The sequence below is a fragment of the Streptomyces sp. NPDC001904 genome (assembly GCF_040297005.1).
GTDB lineage: Bacteria > Actinomycetota > Actinomycetes > Streptomycetales > Streptomycetaceae > Streptomyces.
The window spans coordinates 16,570-40,023 of record NZ_JBEOYI010000036.1 but is presented as its reverse complement, the minus strand read 5'-3'; the positions used below and the strand labels follow the sequence as shown (position 1 = coordinate 40,023).

The window sequence follows — 23,454 nt, the reverse complement described above, 5'->3', positions numbered from 1 at the left end:
TGATCGATCATCGATCAGGGAGTTACAGTCGCCGACGGGTCCCCACCGGGACCTCGCCCTGTCCTGCCAAAGACAAAGGGCACCCCCAACCCCACCCCCTTCGACTCAGGAAGGCGTGCGGCGACTATGACCGACCCCATGCGCATCCAGCCGAGCGAGCTCGACCAGCTCCCGGACCGCGACCCCGAGGAGACCGCCGAATGGCAGGCCTCCCTGGACGCCGTTACCCAGGCGGCCGGGCCGCACCGTGCCGCGCAGCTGATGCGACGCACGCTGGAGCGCGGCGAGGCCGGCGGCCTGCCGCTGCCCAAGCTCCTGTCGACCGAGTACGTCAACTCGATCCCCACCTCCGCCGAGCCGGACTTCCCCGGTGACGAGGAGATGGAAGCCAGGATCACCGCGTACAACCGCTGGAACGCGGCCGCGATGGTGACCCGTGGCTCGAAGTACGGCGTCGGCGGCCACATCGCCACCTTCGCCTCGGCGGCCTGGCTGTACGAGACCGGCTTCAACCACTTCTTCCGCGGGAAGGAGGGCGACGGCTCCGGCGACCAGCTGTACATCCAGGGCCACGCCTCCCCGGGCATCTACGCCCGCGCCTTCCTCGACGGCCGCCTCTCCGAGGCGCAGCTGGACAACTTCCGCCGCGAGGCCGGGGGCAACGGCCTGCCGTCGTACCCGCACCCGCGCCGTCTGCCGTGGCTGTGGGAGTTCCCGACCGTGTCGATGGGCCTCGGCCCGCTCTCCGCGATCTACCAGGCGCGGTTCAACCGCTACCTGACCGCGCGGAACATCAAGGACACCTCCAACTCCCACGTCTGGGCCTTCCTCGGCGACGGCGAGATGGACGAGCCCGAGTCGACCTCGGCGCTCACGCTCGCGGCCCGCGAGGGTCTCGACAACCTGACCTTCGTCATCAACTGCAACCTGCAGCGCCTGGACGGTCCGGTCCGCCCGAACTTCCGCGTCGTGCAGGAGCTGGAGGCGCAGTTCCGCGGCTCCGGCTGGAACGTCATCAAGTCGATGTGGGGCAACGCGTGGGACGAGCTGTTCCAGCTCGACACCACCGGCGCGCTCCTGGAGCGGCTCCGTGAGGTCCCGGACGCCCAGTTCCAGACGTACCAGACGCGCGACGTCGCCTACATCCGCGAGAACTTCTTCGGGACGTCCCCGGCGCTGACCGAGCTCGCGAAGGTCCTGTCCGACGACAAGATCTCCGAGTGCTTCCACGTCTCGCGCGGCGGTCACGAGCCCCGCAAGGTGTACGCGGCGTACAAGGCGGCCGTCGAGCACAAGGGCGCCCCGACGGTCATCCTGACGCAGACCGTCAAGGGCTTCACGCTCGGCAAGGGCTTCGAGTCCAAGAACGCCAACCACCAGATGAAGAAGCTGACGATCGACGAGTTCAAGGGCATGCGTGACCTCCTTGACCTGCCGATCCCGGACAGCCGCTTCGAGGACGGTGTCGTTCCGTACGCGCGTCCCGCCGAGGACTCCCCCGAGCTGCGCTACCTCGCCGAGCGCCGTGCCGCCCTGGGCGGTCCGGCCCCGGCCCGCCGTACGCAGCCGCTCGCGCCGCTGCCCGCGCCCGCCGACAAGGCGTTCGCCTCGTTCGACAAGGGTTCCGGCAACCAGTCCGTCGCCTCGACGATGGCGCTCGTACGGCTCCTGAAGGACCTCGTACGGGACAAGACGTCCGGCAAGCGCTGGGTGCCGATCATCCCCGACGAGGCGCGCACCTTCGGCATGGAGTCGCTGTTCCCGTCGCTGGGCCTGTACTCGCCCAAGGGCCAGACGTACGACCCGGTCGACCGTGACCAGCTCATGTACTACAAGGAGTCGACGTCCGGCCAGATCCTCAACGAGGGGATCAACGAGGCCGGTTCGCTCGCCGACTTCATCGCCGCCGCCACGTCGTACTCGACGCACGGCGAGCAGATGATCCCGCTGTACATCTTCTACTCGATGTTCGGCTGGCAGCGCACCGGCGACCAGTTCTGGCAGCTCGCCGACCAGATGGGCCGCGGCTTCGTCGTCGGCGCCACCGCCGGCCGCACGACGCTGACCGGTGAGGGTCTGCAGCACGCCGACGGCCACTCGCCGATGATCGCGGCGACCAACCCGGCCGCCCTGTCGTACGACCCGGCCTTCGCCTACGAGATCGCCACGATCATGAAGGAAGGCCTGCGCCGCATGTACGGCGAGGCCAAGCCGGGCGAGGACCAGGACGTCTTCTACTACCTGACCGTCTACAACGAGCCGATGCCGCAGCCGGCCAAGCCGTCCGTGGCCGGTCTGGACGAGGCCATCATCAAGGGCCTCTACCGCTTCAACACGGCGGAGACCGCAGGGTTGAACGTGGCGGCCGCGAACGCCCCGCGCATCAACCTCATCGGTTCCGGTACGGCCATCCACTGGACCCTCAAGGCGCAGCAGCTGCTCGCCGAGGAGTGGGGCGTCGCCGCCGACGTCTGGTCGGCCACCTCGTGGACCGAGCTGCGCCGCGACGCCCTGGAGGCCGACGAGTCGCTGCTGAAGGGCGAGGAGCGGATCCCGTACGTCCGTCAGGCGCTCTCCGGCGCGCAGGGCCCGGTCCTGGCCGTCTCCGACTACATGCGCCAGGTCCCCGACCAGATCGCGCAGTGGGTCGAGCAGGACTACACCTCGCTCGGCGCGGACGGCTTCGGCCTCTCCGACACCCGTGAGGACGCGCGCCGCCACTTCGGCGTCGACGCCGAGTCGATCGTGGTCGCGGCCCTGGCCCAGCTGGCCCGCCGCGGCGAGGTCAAGGCGACGGCCGTGAAGGAGGCGCGCGAGCGCTACGGCCTGTAGATCGCGTACGACAGTGCCCCCGCCGGTGACGGCGGGGGCACTGTCGTACCCGGACGGCATGATGGCGGCATGCGAGCTGCCCGCCTGATCAAGATGGTGCTCCTGCTCCAGTCCCGGCCGTCGATGACCGCGGCGGAGCTGGCGCACGAGCTGGAGGTCTCCGAGCGCACGGTCACGCGGGACGCGCAGGCGCTGAGCGAGGCGGGGGTGCCCGTCTACGCGGACCGCGGCCGGACCGGCGGCTACCGGCTGATCGGCGGCTACCGCACCCGGCTGACCGGGCTCGCGCGCAGCGAGGCGGAGGCGCTGTTCCTGTCCGGGGTGCCGGGCGCGCTGCGCGAGATGGGCCTGGACGACGCGGCGTCCGCGGCCCGGCTGAAGGTGTCGGCGGCGCTGCTGCCGTCCCTGCGGGACGCGTCGCGGACCGCGTCGCAGCGCTTCCATCTGGACGCCCCCGGCTGGTTCCACGAGCCGCTGACGCCGGAGCTGCTGCCGTCGGTCGCCGAGGCGGTCTGGGACGACCTGGTGCTGCGGGTCTCGTACGGCAGGCGGGACGCCGTCGTGGAGCGGGAGCTCGAACCGTACGGGCTCGTGCTGAAGGCCGGGGTCTGGTACCTGGCGGCGCGGGTGCGCGACGGCGCGTCCGGCTTCCGGGTGTACCGCATCGACCGGTTCCTGTCGGTGGCGGTGCCGGTCGACGCCCGGCGCTTCGCGCGCGACGCGGGGTTCGAGCTGCCCGTGTTCTGGGCGGAGCGGGCCGACGCGTTCGCCCGGGCGATCCTGCGGGCCGAGGTCGTGGTGCGGCTGACGGCTGCGGGCGTACGGCAGCTGCCGTACGTCGCCGGGCGGGTGTCCGCGCAGGAGGCGCTGTCCACGGCCGTGACGGAGGCCGACGGGCGGGTGACCGTGACGCTGCCCGTGGAGTCGGAGGACGTGGCGTACACCCAGCTCATGGGGCTCGGGCCGGAGGCGGAGGTGGTGGCTCCGGGCGCGTTGCGGGAGCGCTTCGCGGGGGCGGCGCGGCGGATGAGCGGGTGGTACGGATGAGCGGCGGGTGCCCTGGGCATGTGCGTGCGTAACGAAGTGGCGTTCCCTCGTCCGCTCCGCGTGCGCCCCCAGGGTCCAGGGCCGATGCTTGTCCCGTGATGGACGAGACCGAGTTCTGGGAGATCGTGGACAGCACCCGCGAGGCCGCCGAGGGCGACCCCGAGGACCATGCCGAGCTGCTCGTCGACAGACTGCTGCAGTCCGATCCCGACGCGGTGCTCGATTTCGCCCGCCACTTCGAGTCCCGCTACAACCGGGCGTACCGGTGGGATCTGTGGGGCGCGGCCTGGGTGCTGCTCGGCGGTGCCGGCGACGACGCCTTCGACTTCTTCCGGTGCTGGCTGATCGGGCAGGGCCGGGAGGTCTTCGAGGGGGCGCTGCACGATCCCGACTCGCTGGCCGAGCTGCTGGGCGCGTTCGACGACGAGGTGGACGGGGACGGGGAAGAGCTCGGGTACGCGGCCGACGAGGCCTACGAGGAGCTGACCGGCACCGTCGCCGCCGACCTCGGCATCCCTCCGGCCCCGCCCGAACCGGAGGGCACCCCGATCGACTTCGAGGACCCCCCGACCCTGGCCCGCCTGTATCCCCGCCTGACGGAACGTTTCGGATAGCCACGGCAGCCGTCCGTCTGCGGGCGGGTGGTGGCTGGTCGCGCAGTTCCCCGCGCCCCTTAAGGCTGCGCTTCGCGCAGCCTCCCCTGGGCGAGCGGAGCTCGTTTCAGGGGCGCGGGGAACTGCGCGAGAAGCCCCACCGGGCCGCACCCGCCGAACAACCCCCTTACGCAGCCCGGATGGCGTCCTCGAGCCCGGGGAACGCGAAGTCGAAGCCGGATTCCAGGAGGCGGGTCGGGACGGCCCGGGTCGACCCGAGGACGTCGCCCGCCATTTCGCCCAGCACCGTGCGGAGCACCGGCGCCGGGACAGGGAAGAGCGCGGGCCGCCGCAGCACCCGCCCCATGGCGGCGGTCACCTCCCGGTTGGTGGCCGGATGCGGCGCCGTCAGGTTCACCGGCCCGGCGAGCGACTCCGTATCCAAAAGATGCCGCAGCGCCGCGACATGATCGTGCAGCGCGATGTACGACCAGTACTGCCGCCCGTCCCCGAGCCGCCCCCCGAGCCCGGCCTTGAACAGCGGGAAGAGCTTGCCCCAGGCCCCGCCGTCCCGGGAGACGACGAGCCCGGTCCTGGCCAGCACGGTACGGATCCCGGCCTGATGGGCGGGCGCGGTGGCGGCCTCCCACTCCACGCACACCCCGGGCAGGAATCCGTCCCCGGCGGCCGCGCTCTCGTCGACGGCCCGCGCCCCGGTGTCGCCGTAGTAGCCGACGGCGCTGCCGTTGAGGAGGACGCGGGGCGGTTCGGGCAGCGCGGCCGCAGCCTCGGCGAGCACGGTCGTGCCCAGGACGCGGCTGTCGCGGATCTCCTGCTTGTACGCCGCGGTCCACCGGTGGTCGCCGACCCCGGCCCCCGCGAGGTTGACGATCGCCTCGCACCCGACGAGCCGGGCCGCGTCGACCTCACGGCCCTTGGGGTCCCAGCGGACCTCGTCGGCCGCCCGGGGCGCCCGCCGCACCAGCCGCAGCACCTCGTGCCCGTCAGCGGCCAGGGAACGGACGAGGGCCGAGCCGATGAGTCCTGAAGCGCCTGCCACCGCGATACGTGTCATGGTTCCATCCTGCCGGTCATACAGTGGCCCGCATGTCGCAGCCACAGCCTCGGATACGTTTCGCCGCCCAGGACGACGACGACGCGCTCGGCCGTCTCGACCGCGCGACGTGGTCTCCCCTGCACGCGGTGACGCCTCCGGCGCGGCAGCCCTATCCGCCGTTCTTCTCCGACCGGTTCGGCCCGCGGGACCACATCGTCGCGGAGCTGAACGGCACCCTGGTGGGCTACATACGCCTCGGCTACCCCACGGGCCTCCCGGCGAACGCGCACGTCCGGCAGATCCAGGGCCTCGCCGTCGCCGACGCGGCACGCGGCCGTGGCGTGGGCAGGACGCTGGTGCGGGCGGCGGTCGGCCAGGCCCGGCGGCAGGGCGCGCGCCGGATCACGCTGCGGGTCCTCGGCCACAACGCCCCGGCCCGGGCGCTGTACGCGTCGGAGGGCTTCGTCGTCGAGGGGATCCTGCCCGAGGAGTTCCTGCTGGACGGCGCGTACGTGGACGACATCCTCATGGGCCACCCCCTTTAGGACGCCTGTCCGGCCCCCGCCCGAGCCGATTCCGGGGTGCCGGTGGTGCCCCGGGGAACGCGAGATGTGAACGTAGTGCCCATGACTCACCTGCGACCCCCGCGGCGCCCGGGACACCGCCGCTCCACGGCGACCGCCTCCGTCCTGCTGCTGCCGCTCGCCGTGACCGCGCTGACCGCCTGCTCGGACGACGGCGACACGGCCGCGCCGCCGGTGGCCTCGCCCGCCGCGACGGCCAGCGGCGCGCGCTGCGCGACGAAGCCGATCGTGCCGGAGACGGAGGCGGCCGACGCGGCCGGGCAGCCCGCGGCATCGGGCGCGTACACGCTGGACAAGGGCGCGGTGAAGGCGCCGCGCAAGCAGACGTTCACGGCCGCGCGGGCCGACCGGTCGGCGATCCTGGTGTCGGGTTCGGGGCAGCTGTCGACGTACGACTCGAAGGTGACCAAGAACGGCGGCGCCTCGTCGCTCGCCGCGGCCGGGGGCCACGGCGTCAACGCGGCGGTGCTGGCCCGCGACGGCGGTCTGCTCGATCTGTCGGGCGGCCTCTACTACACGACGGGCAAGGGGTCGTCGGGCGTCGCGGCGACGGGGAAGGACGCGCGGGCCACGATGAGCGGGGGCGGCGTCAACACGCAGGGCGCGTCCTCGCACGGCGTGCTGGCCTCGTACGGGGGCGTGCTCGACCTGACGTACGTACAGATCGTCACCATGGGCGCGCAGTCCGCCCCGGTCGCCACCGGGCCCGGCGGGGGCGAGGTGACGGTGTCGGGCGGCACGATGACCTCGGCGGGCTGCGGTTCGCCCGGCGTGCACACGTCCGGGGACGTCTCGCTCTCCGGCACGCTGTTCGACCTGGCGAACTCGGAGGCGTTCACGCTGGAGGCCGGCGGGTCGCTGTCCCTGAAGAACGTCCGGGCGAACGCGGCGGCGGGCGGTGTCGTGCTGCGCGGCGACGGCAGGACCTCGTACGCGATGGACGACGGGGCGCTGCTGGCCACGGACGGCGACCTGTTCAGCGTCCGGGGGAGCACGGCGGACGTGGAGCTGAAGGGCGGCGCCGAGGTGAAGACCAAGAGCGGGGCGCTGCTGCGGGTCAAGGAGCTGGCCGACGCGACCTTCCGGGCGGACGACGAGAAGCTGACGGGCGATGTCCTGGTCTCGGCCGGGTCCACCGCGGACCTGGAGCTGACCGGGTCGACGAAGCTGGACGGCCGGGTGAAGCGGGCGTCGCTGACGCTGTCCGGCGGTGCGCGCTGGTCGGTGGCCGGGGCGTCGTCGCTGTCGGGTCTCTCGTTCGGCGACGGGAGCGGGTCCGGCGGCGTCGCGAAGAAGATCGCCCGGATGATCGACGGGAACGGGTACGCGGTGACGTACGACCCGGCGTCCAGCCCGCAGCTGGACGGCAGGTCCTACCGGCTGAAGGGCGGCGGCACCCTGAAGCCGGCCTGAGCCGCGGTCTCTCGTCAGCTGCGTCCCTGAAGGCGGGCGTCAGGTACGTCCCTGAAGGCGGGCCGCGTGGTCGCGGATCGCGGGCAGCTCCGCCATCAGGGCCAGGCCCGGGCAGAACGTCTCGTAGCCGTGCCGGTGCCCGGAGACCGCCAGGAAGTCGGCGGTGCTGCCCGCGGGGAAGCGGCTGTGGCCGTTGCTGGAGACCAGGTGCGCGGTGGAGCGCGGGTCGATGCCGGACAGGCCCAGCTTCCACGCGGCGACGGCGGCGATCGCGTCGGTCATGGCGCGCGGCACCGGGGTGCCCTCGGTGAAGGTGCCGATGGCGGCGATCCCGGCCGTGTTCTGGTTGAAGCCCTGGGTGTGGGCGCCGACGACGGGCCGGTCGGTGCCGCCCGCCCGGCCCTCGTAGACGGTGCCGCAGCGGTCGACGAGGAAGTTGTAGCCGATGTCGTCCCAGGCCCTGCCGCCCGCCTGGCCCGCGTACAGGTAGCGGATGATGCGCGGGGTGTCGGCGCAGTCGTAGCCGTTGGGCGAGTCGGTGTGGTGGATGAAGACCGCCTCGACGCGGTCGCCGTACCGGACGGGGTCGCGCCGGTAGGTGTCGGCCTGGGCGAGCCAGCGGTCGCGCGGCACGATCCGCGGTTCCGCGGACGCGTGGGCCCCGCCGGAGGCGGCTCGGGCCCGTACCGGCAGCGCGGCCGCCGGCATCACCGCGCCCGCCGTCGCGTGGGTCGGCGCGGGCCCGGTCCGGTCGGCGCCGACGGCGCACAGCACGAGCAGCCCGAGGGCCAGGGCCCCGGGCAGACAGCACAGCACCCTTCGCAGCACACGCACGTCTCCACTGTCCGGCCCGGCGAGCTGTGCGGTCGGCCACATGTCTGCCAGTTGGCGGAACCACCGGCGGGCCCGCTGTCGTTTATTACCGATATGGACCTGCACCTGCACCTGCTCGACGTGGCGCTGATCGTGGTGGCCGTGGCCTACGCGGCCTCCGGCTACCGGCGCGGGCTGCTCGCGGGCTGTGTGTCGCTGGCCGGATTCGTCGGCGGCGCCGCCGTCGGGGTGTGGCTGCTGCCATTCGTGATGGACACCGTCTCGCCCGGCACCTCGGCGGCCACGCTCGTCGCCGTGCTCACGGTGCTGCTGCCCGCGCTGGCGGGCCATGCGCTGGCGGGGCTGCTCGCCGCGCGCGTGCGCTTCGGCATGGACCGGGCGCCGGGTCCGCTGCGGGTGGCGGACGGGATCGGCGGGGCCGCGGCCGGCACCGTCGCCGTCCTGGTCGTGGCGTGGGTGGCGGGCAGCGTCCTGGCGGCGTCGTCCTCGACGGCCCTGAACCAGGCGATCCGCGGCTCCTCGGTGCTGGGCGCCGTGCAGGACGCGATGCCGTCGACGACTCCGGCCTGGTTCTCGCGGGCCAGCGGGGCGCTCACCTCCGCCGGGTTCCCGCAGGTCTTCGACCCGTTCTCGCACGAGCCGTCCGCCGAGGTCGCCGAGCCCTCCGGGGACAGCGTCACGGCCGCCGCGACCCGCTCCGCGACCCGGTCCACCGTGAAGGTCGAGGGCGCCTCGGGCACCCAGGGCCGCGAGGGCAGCGGTTTCGTCTACGCGTCGCAGCACGTGATGACCAACGCGCACGTGGTCGCGGGCATCGACGATCCGACGGTTCGGGTGGGCGGGGTCGGGCGGGCGTACTCGGCGCGCGTGGTGCTCTTCGACCCGGACAAGGACGTGGCGGTGCTGTACGTGCCCGGGCTCGACGCGCCCGTTCTGAAGTTCGACGGCGGCGCCGCGCGGGGTGCTGCCGCGGTGGTCGCCGGGTATCCGCAGAACGGCGGGCTCGATCTGCAGGCGGCGACGGTCGCCGACACCATCGACGCCAGCGGGCAGGACATCTACGGGCAGGGCAGCGTCACCCGCCAGATCTATTCGATCCGCTCCACGGTGCGGCCGGGGAACTCGGGCGGGCCGCTGCTCACCACCTCCGGTGAGGTGTACGGGGTCGTCTTCGCCCGGTCCACCACGGATGCCGGGACCGGGTATGTGCTGACGGCCGATGAGGTGGCCCGGGACGCGGCCCGCGCGGCTTCCGCGACGTCGCCGGTGGACACCGGCGCGCTGGTGTCGTCGTAGCCACCGCGACTCCTGTTTGCGGCTGATCACGCAGTTCCCGGCGCCCTTGGATCGTCGCTCGGCTGACGCCCGGTGGGGGCTGATCGCGCAGTTCCCCGCGCCCCTGAAAGGTCGCCGAACGACCGACCCCCGGCGGCCGCTTCTCGCGCCGTTCCCCGCGCCCCTGAGGCAGGCGCTGCGCGCCGCCTCCCCCTGAGGCTGCGCTTCGCGCGCCTCTCTTCATGAGGCAGCGCACGACGGACGCCTCTGATGAGATGGCGCACGCAGTGCGCATCTCAGGGGCGCGGGGAACTGCGCGAGAAGCGGCCACCGGGCCGCGGACGAAGTACGACCCAGGGGCGCGGGGAACTGCGCGATCAGCCCCCACCGGCCGGCAGCCGGCGACGGGACCCCGGGTCAGTAGTGCGTGCCGCCGTCGATGCGGACCTCGGTACCCGTGATGAACCGGCCGTCGTCGGACGCCAGCATCGCGACGACCCCCGCCACCGCATCGGGCCCGGCGAACCCCCCGTCCCCCAGCGCGGGCGACAGCTTCGCGAAGAGGCTCCAGTCGGTGTCGGTGGGCAGCCCGGGCCCCTGGCTCTGCTTGCTCTCGCCGGAACCGTCCGTCATGCCGGAGGAGATCGAGCCGGGCTGCACGGCGGTGAACCGGATGCCCTGCTTGCTGTACTCGGCGGCGAGCGCGTGCGTCATGGACTGGATGCCGCCCTTGCTGGCCGCGTAGGCGGCCATGTACGGGTGCGCGAAGAGTGCCGAGGTCGAGCTGAAGTTCACGACGGCGGCGGAGTTCCCCGCCAGCAGCGCCGGCACGGCCTCACGGATCATCAGGAAGGTGCCGGTCAGATTGACCGCGAGCACCGTGTTGAAGTCGGCGAGCGAGGTCTCGTGGGTGTGCGAGGACCGCAGGATGCCGGCCGCGTTGACCAGCACGTCCAGACCGCCGAGCACGGCGAGCGCGGCGGCGACACCCTCGCGTACGGACGCCTCGTCGGCGATGTTCACGACGACCGTGGTGAGCCGCCCGGCGTCGGCCCCCGCCTTGGCGACGGTGTCAGCGAGGCCGGCCTCGCTGACGTCGGCGGCGACGACCGAGCCGCCCTCCGCCAGCATGCGCAGCACGGTGGCCTGGCCGATGCCCGAGCCACCGCCGGTGATGAGTGCGCGGCGGCCTTCGTAACGGTTCATGTCGACTCCCTGAGGGGCTTGTTCCGAGATGCGCGTTCACCGTACGCCTGAGTGGCACGTTTTGCCACCATGGCCTTCTGTGCCGTGATGACTCGCGCCGGTTACGCTTCCTCGGGTGAGCCGACCCGTGAACCCGCCCCTCTCGCTGACCGAGCGCCGCAAGGCCGCGACCCAGCTCGACATCGCCCACGCCGCGGCCGAACTCTTCACCGAGCAGGGCCCCGACGGCACGACGGCGGAGGAGATCGCGGCCCGCGCCGGGGTCGCGCTGCGCACCTTCTACCGGTACTTCCGCAACAAGCAGGACGCGGTGGGGCCGCTGCTGTCCACCGGCGGCGCCCAGTGGCGCGAGCTGCTGGCCGCGACGGAGCCCGGGACACCGCTTCCCCGGGCCCTGGAGGCCGCGGCGGTGGCCTCGCTGTCCCGGCCCGGCGAGGCCGCGGCGGCGGAGCTGCGCTGGACCCGGGGGCTGCTGCGGGCCGCACAGGACGATCCGGCCCTGCGCGCCGTCTGGTACCGGGTGAACCAGGAGTCCGAGGAGCAGTTGCTGCCGGTCGTCGCCCGGCTCGTGGGCCCCGGCACCGACGAGCTCGAACTCCGGCTGATCGCGGCCGCCGCGACGGACGCGATCCGGGTGTCGCTGGAGGTCTGGGCCCCGTCGGACGCCGGGACCTCGGGCCCCGGCTCCCCCGCCGACCTGGTGGTCCGCGCCCTGAGGAACGCGGGGAACCGCGCGCTGGGCGACCGGAAGACCGCGGACTCGCCCGCCCCTTGAGCCATCGGACGCGTCCGCGCGTCCGTCGTGGCGGCCCGCGCACTCCCCCGCACACCCGACGGGGCGCACTGCACCGGGACCGCGTGCGCCTGTGCCGCCCCCGTGCGCGGCCCCGCCTTGACCGGAACCACACCTACCCTCGACCCGAACTCAGGCGTTCCGGGGCCGAGTCGGGGGCATGTGCCTCCAGCAAACAGCCGCGCAACCTCGGGGAGGCGCACGTGCTTGAGCCCGCACACGCAGCACAGGGAACCGTTGTCGTCGTGGGAGCCGGGATCGCCGGACTCTCGGTGGCCCAGCACCTGACCAGGGCAGGTGTGAGGACCCTGGTGCTGGAGGCCGCATCGGGCGTCGGCGGCCGCATGTCCACGGAGAAGGTCGACGGATTCCGGCTCGACCGGATCGGACGCCTGCTCTCCACCTCGTATCCCGAACTGCGCCACACGCCCGGCCTGGACGACCTCGTGCTGCGGCCCTTCTCCCCCGGCGTGCTGGTGCACAGCGAGGGACGCAACCACCGCGCCGGAGAACCGACCGGCTCCCGGCGCGCGAGGGGCGCGCTGAGCGCGGCGCGCGCCCTGGCGAGCGCCCCCCGTCCGGTCCGGGGCGCCAGACCCCCGCTGGGCGGCCCGCTCGACCACGCGCGGCTCGGCGCCGCGCTGGCCCGGATCGCCGCGACGGAGCCCGCACGCCTGCTGGCCCGGCCCGAACGGCCCGTCGGCCGCGCCCTGGCGGAACGCGGCCTGTCCTCCAGAACGCTGCACGGCTTCCTGCGGCCGCTGCTCTCGGCCCTGCTGTGCGCCCCGGACCTGACGACGTCGAGCCGGTCCGCCGAGCTGGCCCTGCACGCGTACGCGAACGGCCGCCTCGCGGTGCCCGAGGGCGGCGCGGACGCCCTGCCCGAGCTGCTCGCGGCCGGACTCCCGCCGGGCACCGTACGCACCGGCGTCCGGGTCACCGCCGTCGCCGCGAACCGGATCACCACCGCCGAGCACGGTGAATTCCCGTGCCGCGGCGTGGTGCTGGCGACCGACGCGGCCGCCGCCGCGGAGCTGCTGCCGGGGCTGCGCGTGCCCCGCTTCCACCAGGTCACCGTGGTGCACCACGCGGCGCCCGAGCCGCCGCTCGCCGAACCGGCGCTGCTGCTCGACGCGGACCGGCTGGGGCCGGTCGCGCACACCGCCGTGATCAGCCAGGTGGACCCGAGCCGGGCCCCGGTCGGACGCGCGCTGATCTCCTCGACGGTGCTCGGCCCGCCACCGGGCGACGGCGAGCTGCGCACCCAGCTCGCGCTGCTCTACGGCACGTCGACCCGGCGCTGGGAGACCCTCGCCGTGCACCACGACGCGCACGCCGTGCCCGCGATGCCGGCCCCGCACGACCCGCGCCGCCCGGTGCGCCTGCTCGACGGCCTGTACGTGTGCGGGGACCACCGGGACACCAGCACCGTGCAGGGCGCGCTGCACTCGGGACGGCGGGCCGCGCGCGCGGTCCTGGCGGACCTGGGCGCGGCACCGGCCCCGGCGCCCGAGGAGGAGGCCCCGGTGGGCAAAGCCGCTTGAGCGGCACCGTCCCGGTCTGGTTCGATCCTCCGGGACGCCCAAGATCGCGCCCGTCTCCGTGGCACATTCCGGAGGCGGGCGCCCCCAACTCCCCGCGCGCGCGAGGGCGGTCAGCCCAGCGCGGCGACCTTGTCCCGGTAGCCGCGGACGGGCCCCGCGTCCCGGTACGGCTCGAGCCGCCGCTCGAACTCGCGCACGTACTCGTGGGCCCGCACCGAGCGCATGTCGGCGGCCGCGGCGGCCGCCTCCGCGCCCAGCGCGCACGCCGAGTCCAGCTCGCCGAGTCCGAGGCGGGCCGAGGCGAGCACCACCCGGCAGAACAGCCGGCTGCGCGCGTATCCCGGCGAGCGCAGCTGCAGCGACCGCTCGGCGTGCTGAGCGGCGGCCCGGTACTGCTGGAGGTCCCGGTAGCAGTGCCCGAACTCGTCCGCCAGCTGCGCCTCGTCGAAGAAGCGCGCCCAGTGCGGGACCTCGTCCCCGGGCCGCACCGCGTCGAGCGCCCGCTCGGCCCGCACGAGCGAGGAGGTACAGGCCCGCACCTCGCCGAGGACGCCGTGCCCGCGTGCCTCCACGCAGTGCAGCATGGCCTGGACCGCCGGGGGCGCCGAGGTGCCCACCCCCTGCTGGGCGACCCGCGCGAGCTGCACGGCCTCCCGCCCGTGACCGAGGTACACGGCCTGGCGGCTCATGGTGACCAGGACGTACGAGCCGTACATCCGGTCGGCGGCGGCCTGGGCGAGCCGCAGCGCCTGCACGAAGTAGCGCTGGGCGAGGCCGTGGGCCGCGATGTCGTACGAGGTCCAGCCGGCGAGCCGGGTCAGATCGGCGACGGCGTCGAACAGGCGCCGCCCGGTCTGCTCGCCGTAGGTCCCGCGCAGCATCGGCTCGGCCTCGTGCTCCAGGTACCGGACCAGGGCCTGCCGGGCGTGCCCGCCGCCGTAGGCGTGGTCGAGGGCGCGGAACAGCTCGCCGACCGAGCGCAGCGCCGCGATGTCGCCGCCGGTCACCTTCTGGCCGGGCCCGCGCTCGGTCTGGGTGCGCTGGCGCGGCACGCCGGGCCTGCCCTGGGGCGGCACCCGGGGCGGCAGTTCGCCCCGGCCCACCCGGTCGTCGGCGCGGCCGATCAGCCAGTCCCGGCTGGGCACCACGAGCCCGGCCGGGGTGAACGCGATCTTGCGGAGTTCGACATGGCTGCCGGAGTCCTTGCGCCACAGGCCGCTGACGATGTCGACGGCCTCCTCGGGCGAGCCGGCGAACTCCAGGCCCGCGTACACGGGCGCGCACGCGTCGAGCCCGAGGTCCTGGGCGGAGAGGCGGCGGCCGAGCCGCCGGGTGAACACCTCGGCGATCAGTGCGGGTGTCGTTCCCCGCGGCTGCTGCCCGCGCAGCCATCTGGTCACCGAGGTCTTGTCGTAGCGGAGATCGAGACCGTGTTCCAGCCCTAGCTGGTCCACGCGGCGCGCGAGCCCCGCATTGGAGAATCCCGCCTCCGCGATGAGCGCGGCGAGCTGGCGGTTCGGGGTGCGCTGCGGAGGTCGTTCCGTCATCAGCTGTGCGGTCTCCTGCCTTCCGGGCCGGGGTGCAGCCCTCATGGAACGGCGCGACTGTAACGGCGATATCCGGCCTCGACGGGGGCTTCTCCCACCCTTCATCCGATCGTGTGACGAACGGTGAGGAAGGTGGACAGCGCGCGGAACGTCGGGGGCGGCCGGGGGCCGTGAGCGGCCCGGCCGGAAACAGTCATACGATGCGTGTGCGCTACACCGGAAGGTTCAAGGTTCCCCGTGCCTCATATCGACATCGACTACTCCGACCGTCTCGTCGGCGCGGACGGCGGCCTCGACGTATCCGCCCTGGTGGCGGAGTTGCACCCGCTCGTCGTCGACCGCGTCCGGTCGGTCGGGGTCGGCAAGACGTTCGCACGGCCCTCGGCCTCGTACGTGGACGGGGAGGCGGCGCCCTTCGTGCATGTGTCGGTCGGCCTGCTGCCCGGCCGTCCACAGGCGGTCAAGAACGCGCTCTCCGACGACGTACTGGCCCTGCTCGACAAGCACCTGTCCACGGTCCCCGGGGTGACGTACTCGGTCGAGGTGCGCGACCTGGACGCCTCGTACCGCCTCTACCCGACCCATTGAGGCACCCGGGGGGCGCCGTACGCTTGCCGGGGGCGCGACATGTGCACGGTGAAGGTTCTGGTTCTTGAGGAGGCGCTTGCCGTGAGTGAGTTCCGGTTCGTCCGGCTGGGGTTCGGTGCGGACATGGTGGATTACCAGGTCGCCTGGGACGAGCAGCGCCGGGTGCACGCCGCCCGTTTCGCCGACGAGGTCCCCGACACCTGTCTGCTCCTGGAGCACCCGCCGGTCTACACCGCGGGCCGGCGCACCGCGCCCGAGGAGCGCCCGCTGGACGGCACCCCCGTCATCGACGTGGACCGCGGCGGCAAGATCACCTGGCACGGTCCCGGCCAGCTCGTCGGTTACCCGATCCAGAAGCTGCCGCGTCCGGTGGACGTGGTCGCGCATCTGCGCCGCCTGGAGGACGCGGTGATCGCGGTCTGCGCCGAGTTCGGCGTCGAGGCCGCGCGCGTGGAGGGCCGGGCGGGCGTCTGGGTCCTCGGCGACCCCGTCGAGGAGCGTACGGCCCGCAGCGGGCTCGGCGGGCTGTCACTGGACTTCGATCCGCGCCTGAGCAGCGAGGACGAGGAGTTCGACCACCGCCTGGTCGGCCCCGAGTACGCGCCGTCCAACGCCGGTCAGCGCCACGAGGACCGCAAGATCTGCGCGATGGGCATCCGGGTCGCCAAGGGCGTCACGATGCACGGCTTCGCGCTGAACGTGAATCCGGACACGTCGAACTTCGACAAGATCATCCCGTGCGGCATCCGGGATGCGGGCGTCACCTCGCTCTCGTACGAACTGGGCCGCGAGGTCACCATGGACGAGGTGCTCCCGGTCGTGGAGAAGCACCTCCAGCACGTCCTGGGCGGAGCGGATCTCAGGCCGCGCGTCGTCGAGAAGGCCACCGCCTGACCGTCCCGGTGGGGAATGGGCCCCGTTGGCCAGAGGTTGGCCACCCGTGAGGGCCATGTACATCACGGGCGTACCCTGATGTACGCCGAGGAATCGAAGCTTTAGGGAGCCGGTCGTGTCCGCAGTCGCACCCGACGGACGCAAGATGCTGCGCCTGGAGGTCCGCAACGCCCAGACCCCCATCGAGCGCAAGCCCGAGTGGATCAAGACCCGGGCGAAAATGGGCCCCGAGTACACGAAGATGCAGAACCTCGTGAAGTCCGAGGGCCTGCACACGGTCTGCCAGGAGGCGGGCTGTCCCAACATCTACGAGTGCTGGGAGGACCGCGAGGCCACGTTCCTCATCGGCGGTGACCAGTGCACGCGCCGGTGCGACTTCTGCCAGATCGACACCGGCAAGCCCGAGGCCCTCGACCGCGACGAGCCGCGCCGCGTCGGCGAGTCCGTCGTCACGATGGACCTGAACTACGCCACGATCACCGGCGTCGCCCGCGACGACCTGGAGGACGGCGGCGCCTGGCTGTACGCGGAGACGGTCCGCCAGATCCACGCGCAGACCGCCGAGCGCGCCGAGGGCCGCACGAAGGTCGAGCTGCTCGCCCCCGACTTCAACGCGGAGCCCGAGCAGCTGGCCGAGGTCTTCTCCTCCCGCCCCGAGGTCTTCGCGCACAACGTGGAGACGGTGCCGCGCATCTTCAAGCGCATCCGCCCGGGCTTCCGCTACGAGCGTTCGCTGAAGGTCATCACCGAGGCCCGCGAGTTCGGCCTGGTCACCAAGTCGAACCTGATCCTCGGCATGGGCGAGACCCGCGAGGAGATCTCCGAGGCGCTGCGCCAGCTGCATGACGCCGGCTGCGAGCTGATCACCATCACGCAGTACCTGCGTCCGTCGGTGCGGCACCACCCCGTGGAGCGCTGGGTCAAGCCGGCCGAGTTCGTGGAGCTGAAGGACGAGGCCGAGCAGATCGGCTTCTCCGGCGTCATGTCGGGCCCGCTGGTCCGCTCCTCGTACCGCGCCGGGCGCCTGTACCAGATGGCCATCGAGAAGCGGGGCGCGTACGTCGCCTCTCAGGCGGTCTGACCGTCCGGTGAGAACGCGGGCCTCCGCCCGTGTGAATTCACGCACAAACTCTTACCGGCCAGTAATGGCCGGTACGGCGCGGCCCGGGCCGTCCTCGCAGATGAGGGCGGCCGCCAGGGCCGCGTCAGCGTTTTCGGCTCGGGCGTCAAGGTTTCATGGGTGTTTGACCGTCCGGTCATGCGCTGGTAACACCAATCAGTGACCCTGAAATCACCGCTCGTGCACCCCTGGTCGTCGCGCCGACCACTCTGACCCGTCTCTGAGGGGGGACCTCAACGATGCAGGCCGCGCCCGTTCGCGCCACCGCCATCCCCACGTTCACCGACGCCCTGCGCGCCGTGGAGTCGCTGCTCATGAGCGGCGGCCAGCGCCACGCCCGCCGCAACGCCTGGACCTCCGTCCTGGAGGACCGCCGCCGCGCCAAGGACCGCGTCGAGGCCCAGCGGGTCCTGGAAGCCGTCTCCGCCCGCGGCTGACACCGGCCGGACCGTACTGCTGTTCATGCGGCCTCCCCGGCCACGTAGACTTCGAAGCATGGCGAGGAAGGACACGGCAGCGGACGCTGCGAATCCAGGGCGACTCAAGCAGATCGCTCTGACCTACAAGATGACCAGCAAGGCCGACCCCAGGATCGGTCTTGTACTCGCGGCTGTGGGAATCGTCACCTTCGGTGTCCTTCTCGCGATCGGCTTCTTGATCGGTCACCCCATCTATCTCGGAATTCTCGGCCTCCTGCTCGCCTTCCTCGCGATGGCGATCGTCTTCGGGCGCCGTGCCGAGCGAGCGGCCTTCGGCCAGATGGAAGGCCAGCCGGGAGCGGCGGCCGCGGTGCTCGACAACATCGGCCGCGGCTGGACGACGACCCCCGCGGTCGCGATGAACCGGAGCCAGGACGTCGTGCACCGCGCGGTCGGCAAGGCCGGCATCGTGCTCGTCGCGGAGGGCAACCCGAACCGGGTGAAGACGCTGCTCGCGGCCGAGAAGCGGAAGATGGCCCGCATCGTGGCGGACGTCCCGGTGCACGACATCATGGTGGGCAACGGCGAGGGCCAGACCCCGCTGAAGAAGCTCCGCACCACCATGCTGAAGCTCCCCCGCGTGCTCAACGGCCCGCAGGTGACGTCGACCAACGACCGACTGCGCGCCATGGGCGACCTGATGTCGAACATGCCGCTGCCGAAGGGCCCGATGCCCAAGGGGATGCGGATGCCGAAGGGTGGCGGCAAGACGCGGTGACGCTGCCGCTGTCTCTACGTGAATGAGGCGGGCCGGAACCTTCGGGTTCCGGCCCGCCTCATCGTCGTTTCGTGTGCGGGCGCGCGGGGGCTGGTCGCGCAGTTCCCCGCGCCCCTGGAGGCGAGCTCCGCCCGCCCAGGGGAGGCTGCGCGAAGCGCATGCCTCAGGGGCGCGGGGAACTGCGCGAGAAGCGGCCACCGGCCGGTGGACCACGACGGTCAGATACGGACCTCTACGGACCTGGCCAGACGATCGTGCAGCCCGCGGCCGTCCCGGTCCCAGATCAGCGCGGGGATGGCGACACACAGCAGCACGGTGCGGACCACGACCCGGCCCGGGCCGAGCCGCCCGCCCGCCTCGGAGACGACCCGCAACCCGAACAGCCGCTTGCCCGGCGTGCACCCGATCGTTCCGACGGTGAGCACCCCGAGCGCGAAGAAGATGAGCAGCGCCCAGTTCCCCGTAGCCTGGTTGTAGCCGTGCGTGACCAGGCCGTATGCGATCAGCATGCACAGCGCCCAGTCGACGACGAGCGCCCCGATGCGCCGCCCGGGCCGGGCGACCGAGCCGGGCCCGGATTCCGGGAGCCCGAGCTGTTCACCGCGGTAACCGAAGTCCGCTCCCGCGTTCTCCAAGGCCTCACGCGGCCCCGACAGCCACGAACCCATTGCTTCCCTGTTGTCCACGCCTCCACGGTACTGCGCCGCGTCCCTCCCCCGGCCCGGGCCCCTGGTCCGGTTAACTTCTGCGAAACAAATGGGTCATGCTTGAGAAATCACGTCTGCCTATGGTCGGGTCCCAGCGTGTGCCACCGCACTGGCCGCACCACCGAGCTGCAACCCCGCCCCTCCCCGGGTGGGAGTAGGAGGAGTTGGATGTTCCAGAACGCCGATGACGCCAAGAAGTTCATCGCGGACGAGGACGTCAAGTTCGTCGACGTCCGGTTCTGCGACCTGCCGGGTGTGATGCAGCACTTCACGGTGCCGGCAGCGGCGTTCGACCCGGCTGAGGAGCTTGCCTTCGACGGCTCCTCGATCCGCGGTTTCCAGGCCATCCACGAGTCCGACATGGCGCTCCGCGCCGACCTGTCCACCGCGCGCGTCGACCCCTTCCGCCGCGACAAGACGGTCAACATCAACTTCTTCATCCACGACCCGATCACGGGCGAGCAGTACTCCCGTGACCCGCGCAACGTGGCGAAGAAGGCCGAGGCCTACCTCGCGTCGACCGGCATCGCCGACACCGCGTACTTCGGCCCCGAGGCCGAGTTCTACGTCTTCGACTCGGTCCGCTTCGAGACCTCCGCCAACCGCTCGCTCTACGAGATCGACTCCGAGGCGGGCGCCTGGAACACCGGCGCCGTCGAGAACAACCGCGGCTACAAGGTCCGCTACAAGGGCGGTTACTTCCCGGCCCCGCCGGTCGACCACTTCGCCGACCTGCGCGCCGAGATCTCCCTGGAGCTGGACAAGAACGGCCTGCAGGTCGAGCGCCAGCACCACGAGGTCGGCACGGCCGGCCAGGCGGAGATCAACTACAAGTTCAACACGCTGCTCGCCGCGGCCGACGACCTGATGCTCTTCAAGTACATCGTGAAGAACGTCGCCTGGCGCAACAACAAGACCGCGACCTTCATGCCGAAGCCGATCTTCGGTGACAACGGCTCGGGCATGCACGTCCACCAGTCGCTGTGGGCCGGCGGCGACCCGCTGTTCTACGACGAGCAGGGCTACGCGGGCCTCTCGGACATGGCGCGCTACTACATCGGCGGCATCCTGAAGCACGCCCCGTCGCTGCTCGCCTTCACCAACCCGACGGTGAACTCGTACCACCGCCTGGTCCCCGGCTTCGAGGCCCCGGTCAACATGGTCTACTCGCAGCGCAACCGCTCCGCGGCCATGCGCATCCCGATCACGGGCTCGAACCCGAAGGCCAAGCGCGTCGAGTTCCGCGCGCCGGACCCGTCCTCGAACCCGTACCTCGCCTTCTCGGCGCTGCTGATGGCGGGCCTCGACGGCGTCAAGAACAAGATCGAGCCGGCCGAGCCGATCGACAAGGACCTGTACGAGCTGGCTCCCGAGGAGCACGCGAACGTCCAGCAGGTCCCGACCTCGCTCCCCGCGGTCCTCGACGCCCTGGAGGCGGACAACGAGTACCTGCAGGCCGGCGGCGTCTTCACGGCCGACCTCATCGAGACCTGGATCGACTACAAGCGCACGAACGAGATCGCCCCGATCCAGCTGCGCCCGCACCCGCACGAGTTCGAGCTCTACTTCGACATCTAAGAACGCCACAGGTCAGAGCGGGTTCCCGCTCTCCTGGGCCGTCTGTGGGCCGTCGGCCGTGCCTTCCGCACTCGGGAGGCACGGCCGACGGCCTTTTTGCCGGCGGCAGAACACCGGCCCGGCCGGGCTCGACGATCACTACCGTCCAGGCCCATGACGACGATTGCAACGCGCACGATCGAATACGCGGCCGACGGACTGACGATGATCGGGCACCTCGCGCTCCCGGCCGGTGTCGGCCGGCGGCCCGCGGTCCTGGTCGGGCCCGAGGGGGTGGGGCTCAGCGATGTCGAACGCCGCCGGGCCGATGCGCTCGCCGAGCTGGGCTACGTGGCACTGGCCTTCGACCTCCACGGCGGGCGCTATCTGGGCGACCCCGAGGAGATGCTGGCCCGTTGCATGCCCCTGCTCGCCGACCCCGACCGGATGCGAGGCATCGGCCACGCGGCGCTCGACGTGCTCCGCGCCGAGCCGCGGACCGACCCGGACCGGATCGCCGCCGTCGGCTACGGCACCGGGGGCGCGATCGCGCTGGAACTCGGGCGCGACGGCGTCGGCCTGCGCGCGATCGCGACCGTCAACGCGCTGACCACGGGCCGACCGGGCGAGACGGCACGCATTCGCTGCCCGGTGTGGGCCGGGGTCGGATCGGAGGACCCGATCATGCCGGCCGCACAACGGGACGCCTTCACCGCCGAGTTGCAGGCTGCTGGCGTCGACTGGCGCCTCGTGGTCTACGGCGGCGCCTTGCACGCCTTCCATCACCCGCCGGTCGACCACACCGTGCGCCCCGGGGTCGGCTACCACCCGCAGCACGCGCGGCGAGCTTGGCGGGACGTCGTCGACCTGCTCGCCGAGTGCCTGCCCATAACGGAGTGACCTGGTCGGCAATCACGATCCCGGACCCCGGCTGCACTGAACCGATCCGAACTCTTGCTGTTTGAGGGGGTGTTGGTGCAGCATCAGCGACTGCAAGACCGGCCACGATTCCGAGCAAGTGAAACTGGGACGAGAGTACGCCGAACACTGGGGGATCGGGTGTACGAAGCCGACAGGAGGGAAACGCTGGGAGACCAGCGAATTGCGCTCCGGAAAGCCGTGAAGCAGTTCGACTCCCTGCCACCCGGAGAGGGATTCGCCGAGTTCGGTGTGCGCGACAAGTTCATCACCGCGACCGTGCGATTCATCTACTTCGACACCCGCTCCACGATCGTTTATCGGGCAATGGCGATTCCACTCCTGTCGACGTTCCTTCTCGGAGGTGTGGTGTATCTGCTGGTCGAACTCCCTGTGGGGCTCGGCATCTTCGCAAGTCTCGTATTCATCATCACGACGATCTTCACGCTGGTTAAAATCGCGGGCGCTGCGGAAAGCAATTCGCGCTTCAGCTTCTACTCGACATTGATGCGATTCATCGTAGGATCGGCGCTGATTGAAGTGTCATTGGCTGTGTACTTCACTCAACGGATGACGCACGACTCGAACCTCGTCTGGGTCCTTCTCGCTTCTCTCTCGGGTGGCCTTGTCGCGGCAACCATCTGGGCGCTTGCGATCGCAGTCGCGTCTACCTTCACGATGTACGTGATGAAGGAAGAAGACGGGGTGAAGAGATTTGACGGGGTGCTTCTCAGGTGGGTCGACGCCGCTAGTAAGATTCAGCGACACAGGCACAGACTTCACAGATCCGACGCCTTGAAGGAGTGCTTGATAGCGATTGAGCAAGTCGCCAGGAGAGTCGATGGTGTCAGCTATCCGTCGAGACTCTCAGGGTTCCTTGAACCGCATCAGAAGATGCTCATGCGCGATGAAGCTCAGCGGATGTCAGAAGTTTTCAGAAATCACAAAACCGCGCTCGTCAAAGCCTCGAAGCCCGAAGACATAGACGCCATCCTCGAATCCATGATGGCGGGAGTCAAGGCGCTTGCCATCGGAGACATCTCCGCCCTGCTGGAAAATGCTCCGGATCACGTCAGCCGCTCCGACAGAATGCGACGGTTCGCGGTGTGGATCCTTCCGCCAGTCACGCTGATCTGCGCCGGCCTGCTCTTGCCGATGATTCCTGCCGTCGCATCGCAAGGAGCCGCGGCAGGAAGTCTGAGGTGGTCGCTCATCGTTGCGGGCGTCTTGTCGGTCGTCGCCGCACAGAAGGACGTGGCCGCGCGCATCAACGACACATTGGGCAAGGCCATGAGCTGGAAGTGAACGCCGGAAGCGGGTGGTTCGCGACGTCCGACGGCGACCGCTCTCCCGCCGGCCGGAGAGACGCGTGAAGTGAGGGTCGCTCTCCCGGAATCGGGGAGGCCGACCCTCACTGTCGGGGTGGGCTCATCCGGCCGCGGCAGTGGTTCCTCGCGCTGCCGCGTGGTGCACCGGACGGTGCGGCTGGGCTGTGCTCAGGCGGTGCAGCCAGACGGAGGCGGTGCCGAGCAGGCCGGTGAAGACGGCCGCGAGGAGGAGGGAGACCCACATCTGTCGGCTTCCGGGGTGGGCCCAGCCGGTCCAGGCTGCCGCGGCGGTCCACAGCAGGACGCCCGCCAGGTAGAAGCCGCGGGTTCGGCGCAGTTGTCGTAGGGCCCGCAGGGACATGAGAACTTCAGTCTTCGGTGCCATGCCGACCCCAGTACCCCGAAATTCCGCTTCTCACC

At 71.5% G+C, this 23,454-nt stretch carries 22 protein-coding genes; 16 read left to right on the top strand and 6 right to left on the bottom strand.

The annotated features are described in order from the left end of the window. Positions 1-126: 126 nt before the first annotated feature. The 3 genes from aceE (at position 127) to ABT127_RS35730 (ending at position 4,493) form a co-directional block, all read left to right on the top strand. The gene (gene aceE / locus ABT127_RS35740) at positions 127-2,832 is read left to right on the top strand and encodes a pyruvate dehydrogenase (acetyl-transferring), homodimeric type (RefSeq protein WP_351459563.1); all 2,706 of its coding nucleotides are present in this window, start codon (positions 127-129) and stop codon (positions 2,830-2,832) included. A gap of 69 nt (positions 2,833-2,901) precedes the next feature. Continuing rightward, positions 2,902-3,879: a helix-turn-helix transcriptional regulator gene (locus ABT127_RS35735; protein WP_351459560.1), complete on the top strand. Its 978-nt coding sequence runs from the start codon at positions 2,902-2,904 to the stop codon at positions 3,877-3,879. A 98-nt stretch (positions 3,880-3,977) separates the two neighbouring features. Continuing rightward, positions 3,978-4,493 (top strand): DUF4240 domain-containing protein, encoded by a 516-nt coding sequence (locus ABT127_RS35730; RefSeq protein WP_351459602.1) that lies wholly within the window; start codon positions 3,978-3,980, stop codon positions 4,491-4,493. A 166-nt stretch (positions 4,494-4,659) separates the two neighbouring features. Here ABT127_RS35730 and ABT127_RS35725 read toward each other — a convergent pair whose 3' ends face one another. Then, entirely contained in the window at positions 4,660-5,547 is an 888-nt protein-coding gene (locus tag ABT127_RS35725) for a TIGR01777 family oxidoreductase (RefSeq protein ID WP_351459557.1), read from the bottom strand. Positions 5,548-5,579: 32 nt separating this feature from the next. Between ABT127_RS35725 and ABT127_RS35720 the strand changes: the two genes are divergently transcribed. Further along, a complete protein-coding gene (locus ABT127_RS35720) occupies positions 5,580-6,074 on the top strand; it encodes a GNAT family N-acetyltransferase (protein WP_351459554.1) in 495 nt (164 codons plus the stop codon). 81 nt (positions 6,075-6,155) lie between these two features. Further along, positions 6,156-7,526, top strand: a complete 1,371-nt coding sequence (locus tag ABT127_RS35715; protein ID WP_351459551.1) for a hypothetical protein — start codon at positions 6,156-6,158, stop codon at positions 7,524-7,526. Positions 7,527-7,565: 39 nt separating this feature from the next. Here ABT127_RS35715 and ABT127_RS35710 read toward each other — a convergent pair whose 3' ends face one another. Further along, a complete protein-coding gene (locus tag ABT127_RS35710) occupies positions 7,566-8,351 on the bottom strand; it encodes a peptidoglycan recognition protein family protein (RefSeq protein ID WP_351459600.1) in 786 nt (261 codons plus the stop codon). Positions 8,352-8,465: 114 nt separating this feature from the next. Between ABT127_RS35710 and ABT127_RS35705 the strand changes: the two genes are divergently transcribed. Further along, positions 8,466-9,656 (top strand): MarP family serine protease, encoded by a 1,191-nt coding sequence (locus ABT127_RS35705; RefSeq protein ID WP_351459597.1) that lies wholly within the window; start codon positions 8,466-8,468, stop codon positions 9,654-9,656. A gap of 396 nt (positions 9,657-10,052) precedes the next feature. On the opposite strand, the gene ABT127_RS35700 is transcribed toward ABT127_RS35705, so the two are convergent. Then, positions 10,053-10,841: an SDR family NAD(P)-dependent oxidoreductase gene (locus tag ABT127_RS35700; protein ID WP_351459549.1), complete on the bottom strand. Its 789-nt coding sequence runs from the start codon at positions 10,839-10,841 to the stop codon at positions 10,053-10,055. A gap of 115 nt (positions 10,842-10,956) precedes the next feature. Between ABT127_RS35700 and ABT127_RS35695 the strand changes: the two genes are divergently transcribed. Together ABT127_RS35695 and ABT127_RS35690 are read left to right on the top strand one after the other, a co-directional pair. Beyond that, positions 10,957-11,616 (top strand): TetR family transcriptional regulator, encoded by a 660-nt coding sequence (locus tag ABT127_RS35695; protein ID WP_351459547.1) that lies wholly within the window; start codon positions 10,957-10,959, stop codon positions 11,614-11,616. 221 nt (positions 11,617-11,837) lie between these two features. Beyond that, positions 11,838-13,178 (top strand): NAD(P)/FAD-dependent oxidoreductase, encoded by a 1,341-nt coding sequence (locus tag ABT127_RS35690; RefSeq protein WP_351459544.1) that lies wholly within the window; start codon positions 11,838-11,840, stop codon positions 13,176-13,178. A gap of 110 nt (positions 13,179-13,288) precedes the next feature. On the opposite strand, the gene ABT127_RS35685 is transcribed toward ABT127_RS35690, so the two are convergent. Continuing rightward, a complete protein-coding gene (locus tag ABT127_RS35685) occupies positions 13,289-14,725 on the bottom strand; it encodes an NsdA family TPR-like regulatory protein (protein ID WP_351459541.1) in 1,437 nt (478 codons plus the stop codon). Positions 14,726-14,962: 237 nt separating this feature from the next. On the opposite strand from ABT127_RS35685, the gene ABT127_RS35680 reads away from it, so the two are divergent. The 5 genes from ABT127_RS35680 to ABT127_RS35660 all read left to right on the top strand — a co-directional run bounded on the left by ABT127_RS35680 (position 14,963) and on the right by ABT127_RS35660 (position 18,524). Then, positions 14,963-15,313: a 5-carboxymethyl-2-hydroxymuconate Delta-isomerase gene (locus ABT127_RS35680; protein WP_351459539.1), complete on the top strand. Its 351-nt coding sequence runs from the start codon at positions 14,963-14,965 to the stop codon at positions 15,311-15,313. A gap of 81 nt (positions 15,314-15,394) precedes the next feature. Continuing rightward, positions 15,395-16,207 (top strand): lipoyl(octanoyl) transferase LipB, encoded by an 813-nt coding sequence (gene lipB, locus ABT127_RS35675; protein WP_351459536.1) that lies wholly within the window; start codon positions 15,395-15,397, stop codon positions 16,205-16,207. 115 nt (positions 16,208-16,322) lie between these two features. Further along, positions 16,323-17,288, top strand: a complete 966-nt coding sequence (gene lipA, locus ABT127_RS35670) for a lipoyl synthase (RefSeq protein ID WP_351459533.1) — start codon at positions 16,323-16,325, stop codon at positions 17,286-17,288. Positions 17,289-17,566: 278 nt separating this feature from the next. Further along, positions 17,567-17,764: an SCO2195 family GlnR-regulated protein gene (locus ABT127_RS35665; protein ID WP_111661886.1), complete on the top strand. Its 198-nt coding sequence runs from the start codon at positions 17,567-17,569 to the stop codon at positions 17,762-17,764. Between the two features lie 58 nt (positions 17,765-17,822). Further along, the gene (locus tag ABT127_RS35660) at positions 17,823-18,524 is read left to right on the top strand and encodes a DUF4191 domain-containing protein (protein ID WP_351459531.1); all 702 of its coding nucleotides are present in this window, start codon (positions 17,823-17,825) and stop codon (positions 18,522-18,524) included. 218 nt (positions 18,525-18,742) lie between these two features. On the opposite strand, the gene ABT127_RS35655 is transcribed toward ABT127_RS35660, so the two are convergent. Continuing rightward, positions 18,743-19,210, bottom strand: a complete 468-nt coding sequence (locus tag ABT127_RS35655) for an RDD family protein (RefSeq protein ID WP_351459528.1) — start codon at positions 19,208-19,210, stop codon at positions 18,743-18,745. 189 nt (positions 19,211-19,399) lie between these two features. Here ABT127_RS35655 and glnA point away from each other — a divergent pair, with 189 nt between their 5' ends. The 3 genes from glnA (at position 19,400) to ABT127_RS35640 (ending at position 23,011) form a co-directional block, all read left to right on the top strand. Further along, positions 19,400-20,809, top strand: coding sequence for a type I glutamate--ammonia ligase (glnA, locus tag ABT127_RS35650; protein WP_351459525.1), 1,410 nt, complete (start codon positions 19,400-19,402; stop codon positions 20,807-20,809). Between the two features lie 153 nt (positions 20,810-20,962). Then, positions 20,963-21,688: a dienelactone hydrolase family protein gene (locus ABT127_RS35645; RefSeq protein ID WP_351459522.1), complete on the top strand. Its 726-nt coding sequence runs from the start codon at positions 20,963-20,965 to the stop codon at positions 21,686-21,688. A gap of 219 nt (positions 21,689-21,907) precedes the next feature. Beyond that, on the top strand, positions 21,908-23,011 hold the full coding sequence (locus tag ABT127_RS35640; RefSeq protein WP_351459519.1) for a hypothetical protein: 1,104 nt from the start codon (positions 21,908-21,910) through the stop codon (positions 23,009-23,011). Positions 23,012-23,134: 123 nt separating this feature from the next. Here the strand turns inward: ABT127_RS35640 and ABT127_RS35635 are convergent, their stop codons facing one another. Further along, positions 23,135-23,419, bottom strand: coding sequence for a hypothetical protein (locus ABT127_RS35635; RefSeq protein WP_351459516.1), 285 nt, complete (start codon positions 23,417-23,419; stop codon positions 23,135-23,137). Between the last annotated feature and the right edge of the window lie 35 nt (positions 23,420-23,454).